Source organism: Pseudoalteromonas sp. BSi20495, assembly GCF_000241185.1.
In the GTDB taxonomy this organism is placed as follows: Bacteria; Pseudomonadota; Gammaproteobacteria; order Enterobacterales; family Alteromonadaceae; genus Pseudoalteromonas; species Pseudoalteromonas fuliginea.
Window position 1 is genome coordinate 1 of the sequence record NZ_BADY01000138.1, and the last position, 4,154, is coordinate 4,154.

Consider the following 4,154-nt stretch of genomic DNA (forward strand, 5'->3'; position numbering starts at 1 on the left):
GAGTTAATTTATAGGCTCGTTATGTTCACAGAGAGTATGATGAAAAATCTAACTATTGGCTGGTTAATACTACTTCTTCTAATGAGAGGAGTTAAGTTGACTCAGGAACAAATTGTAGACGGGGAGCTAAATGGTCTAACTATAGTTTCATCAGCGATTTATCTTTGTTTAGTAGCCGTTGCCATTTACGGCATAGTGTCTAGAAAGAATATTGGCTACTTTTCTACTTTGAGCATACTAGGCTTGCTTAGTTTTGGTAGCGTGTTCGGCTTAATCTCATTGATACATACCCTGAACTATCCAGATTTCCTCGAGGAGTCTTTGTTCTGGATTATTTTAATTCAGGGTGTTGTTAGTTCTGTATTTTTTTGTGGTTGGGTTAAACACGGCAGGTTTCAAGTTGCCAAGACATAACAACTCGCCGTGAGGTGGGTAACTAGTAAAATTTAGCTATTGAAAACTTTAAAATGGTGCGCCTTTGAGCAGTATTAAATAAAACACGCATCTTAAATTATATATACCACAACATTTAAACGGATTCTTATGACTATAAAAACAAAAATAACCAATCATGTATTGCTCTGCGCTTTATTACTATCACCAATTATAAATGCTGCACAAGAACCCATTCTACCTACTACACCTGAGCAGTGGCGCAGCATAACAGAGCGCGATATTAACGCGGCTTATAGTATTACTGCACAAAATCATCCTGGTATGTTCGATGTTAATAACCCAACTTTTCCTGATTTATTAAAACAAGCAAAAACTGAGGCACTTACATTGTCGGCTCAAGCAAGCGGGCCACAGGCGCATGTTGCGGCAATTGCACGCTTTAGTACTGTGTTACAAGATGGTCATGCTGGTGCGTTTTCAAGCGTAGATAGACCCGCGCGCCGCTGGCCCGGCTTTAGAGCTGTATGGCGAGGTGATGCGTTAAAAGTGTATTACAGCGAAACCAACAATATTAGTAAAGGCGACGTTGTAAGCCAATGTGATGGGCAAAGCACTGATACCTTAATGCGTGAGAGAATATTTAAGTTTCATGGTGAAGTTGCACAACCTGGGCATTGGTGGCGGCAAGGTTGGCGGTTACTAATTGACGAGGGCAATCCATTTTTAACTCCTCTAAAAGAATGCGAATTTGTTAAAGCCAATGGCGATACCTATACACACGTATTACATTGGTCAGTAAGGCCTAAGTCTGTCAGTAAGCATTTAGAAAATGCCTACAACGGTGATGAACTCCCCATTGATTTAACGTGGCCTGAAAAAAACATTGGTTGGATTGCTATGCCTAGCTTTTCATCAACCGATAAACAAACTACTGCCTACAATAAAGTGTTTGAAAAAATACAACAGCAACGTAGCAAGTTACTTACTGCAAAAGCCGTGGTATTAGATTTGCGCCATAACCAAGGTGGCTCATCTTATTGGAGCTCACAAATAGCAAAAGGATTATGGGGCCAAAAAGTAGTAGAGCAAAAAGCAAATAATACTTCTCAAAACACGCAAGTGTGGTGGAGAGCATCAAAAGATAATACTGACTATGTAGAGTCTTTATTGGACGTTGTAAAAGATCAATCCGAAGTACTGAAAACTCTCAAAACTGTCTCTACTGGCATGGCTTTATCACTTAAAAATGATGATCCATTTTATGTAGAGCAAGAAACTAATACGCTAAATAACATACCACAAAAGCCTTTAGTGAGTGACTTTAAAACCAAGGTGTTTGTTATAGTGCCGCCGCAATGTGCGAGTGCTTGTTTAGATGCGCTTGATAAGTTTAAGCTTTTTGAAAATACAACGTTATTTGGTGCACCAAGTAGCGCTGATTCTATGTATATGGAGGTACGCTTAGCCGATTTACCTTCAGGCTTAGGCAAAGTTATTGTACCTAACAAAGTATACGTAAACAGAGCGCGAGGGGCAGGGGATTTTTACAAACCCGATGTGGCGTATAACGGCCTTGATTGGACAACCAATGTGTTGCTTGAGCAAATAAAAACGCTATAAAAAAAGCCACTTGTTGTAACAAGCGGCTTAACCTTCTAACTAGGAAATAGTTTAGAACGTGTAACGAGCACCAATTGAGTAACGCGGACCGTACTGATTAGCAAATAAGAACTGCTCTTCGTAACGTCCGTAGCCTTCTTCGGTGGCATTGTTTAAGTTTATGCCATCAAAAAATACCGTTACGTTTTCGTTTACATCGTAGTTAACGCTCATATCCCATTGGCCATACGCTTTAGCATATTGCGGAGGCGCATCAGCTGAACCTTGTGCTTGGCCTACACCAATTAGGTATGAGTCGCGCCATGCATAAATAATTTTAACTGATAGGCCGTCTTTTTCGTAAAAGCCTTGGAAGTTAGCTGAGTAACTTAAGCCTGTAAGCGGCGCTTGTTGATCAATAATAAGAATAACAAAGACACCCACCTTAAATTTTGCACTTAACCACCGTAATTCCTTCCAAAAAACTAATTAAAACAACACCAAACTCCCACTTTATATTCTGCATAAAATACAGTAATAGATTGAACCAAAATAGGAACTCAGTTATGGTTTGTTTATTAATAAAAACAGATAGAAAACGGGTTAATCTTCAGGCTCGTTATATTTCAATGAAAGGAATCTACGATGAAGCCGTATAAAAATTTATCTACACAAAACTTACCTTTGCTATTGCTAATCACGAGGGTTACAACTGTTTTAGCGCTCATTGCTATTGTCGTATCAATTATTGCCTTTATCACATCTTTCTTCATGAAAACGGGATTTGGGATTAATCAATTGTTTGTTTTATCAACAGCTATATTTCCATCAGCCATGTTTGTTTTATTAGGCTCTGGCGTGGTGGCTGCAATTATCGCTTTTGAAGAGAGTTATCGTAAAAAATCCGAGGCGTATATTGCATCACTTTGAAATCTAAGAACTCGCCCTGAGGTGGATAGCATGCGCTAAAGCTCACTTTCCACCGCAAATTTTAACAGCGGTGAACCCTTACTTTTCAATGAAGTTAAGGAAGTTGATCCGTCTTAAAGCGTACGTGTTTTCCAGTACCTAAATAGGATTCGTATCCACTTAAATGCCAATGACCTGATGATGGTATTATGAGGTTTTCCTTTGGCTTCTTGCTGCCAACTATAGTGGCCAAGTAACGATGCTTTAGCCCAAAATGAATAGCGCACAGATAATCCTGCCCATTCCACAAACGTTTGTCTTAAAATTTAGAGTTAAGCCCTTTCACCCTAAATAAAAGCCACTCAACCCCCCGTAATTCCTTCCAAAATGGCAATTAAAACAACACCAAACTCCCACGTTATATTCTCTATAAAATACAGTAATTAATTGAATCAAAATAGGAACTCAGCTATGGTTTGTTTATCAAAAAACAAATAAAAAACGGGTTAATCTACAGGCTCGGTATATTTTAAGGATAAAAAATTGAGTCTTGGAAGGTGGGATGACGCAATACTTAAAAGCCTCTTATTTGTGGGAATAGGCATTGCTGTCTGGGCTTTATTTACTGGTTTAGCACCATCATCAGTAAACGACCTTTTAGGGTTGGTTGTTACATTTTTACTATATGTGGGTGTTTATCTGTTTATTTCTATCGTAGGTTGGTTAGTAATTGGGTTTCCACTTCATTTTTTAATAAGCAAATACACAAATCGTTCCTATTTATATTATGCAGCTATACCAATGGCGTTTGTTCTACCGTCCTTGTTTTATAAAGGTTCATTGTTGTTTGGTCTCGCAGCACTATTTCAAGCCTTAATATTTCGTTTTTACGTTTACAAAAAAATACACCAAACGGATCAAACCTGATTCCGCAAGCAGGCCGGTTTTTTGCAAAACACACGGCGCAAAAAAGCGTCCAACTTGCTCCGCTGTTTATGCGGGCGTTATAACCCTTTTTAGTGGGGTGGCCGTGTTTAGAGGATTAGGTCAATGGAAAAACTCATTGAAGCCTGCTCACCAAGTTTACTCTTAAACGGGCTAATAACAGCTGGCTATTGTTCGTGCTTCACACATTTTAGCCGTTTAATGTAAGCATTAGACGATTATCTATTCCATCACTCATAAGGATTACTATGTTAATAGGTCGTGTTTCTGAATTGACTGGAGCAACTCGAAAAGCTATTCGGTAC

The 4,154-nt window shown here is 38.9% G+C and carries 3 protein-coding genes and 1 pseudogene; 3 read left to right on the forward strand and 1 reads right to left on the reverse strand.

Annotation, left to right across the window (positions count from 1 at the left end; genetic code table 11):
• Both P20495_RS20920 and P20495_RS04530 read left to right on the forward strand, forming a co-directional pair.
• A partial coding sequence (locus P20495_RS20920; RefSeq protein ID WP_033016224.1) for a hypothetical protein occupies positions 1-414 on the forward strand: 414 nt, incomplete at its 5' end.
• Positions 415-543: 129 nt separating this feature from the next.
• A complete protein-coding gene (locus tag P20495_RS04530; RefSeq protein ID WP_008138170.1) occupies positions 544-2,016 on the forward strand; it encodes a S41 family peptidase in 1,473 nt (490 codons plus the stop codon).
• Between the two features lie 51 nt (positions 2,017-2,067).
• On the opposite strand, the pseudogene P20495_RS04525 reads toward P20495_RS04530, so the two are convergent.
• Positions 2,068-2,415, reverse strand: a pseudogene (locus tag P20495_RS04525) (TonB-dependent receptor); the annotation flags it as partial.
• Positions 2,416-2,640: 225 nt separating this feature from the next.
• Between P20495_RS04525 and P20495_RS04520 the strand changes: the two are divergent.
• On the forward strand, positions 2,641-2,925 hold the full coding sequence (locus P20495_RS04520) for a hypothetical protein (RefSeq protein ID WP_007377189.1): 285 nt from the start codon (positions 2,641-2,643) through the stop codon (positions 2,923-2,925).
• The last annotated feature ends 1,229 nt before the right edge of the window (positions 2,926-4,154 follow it).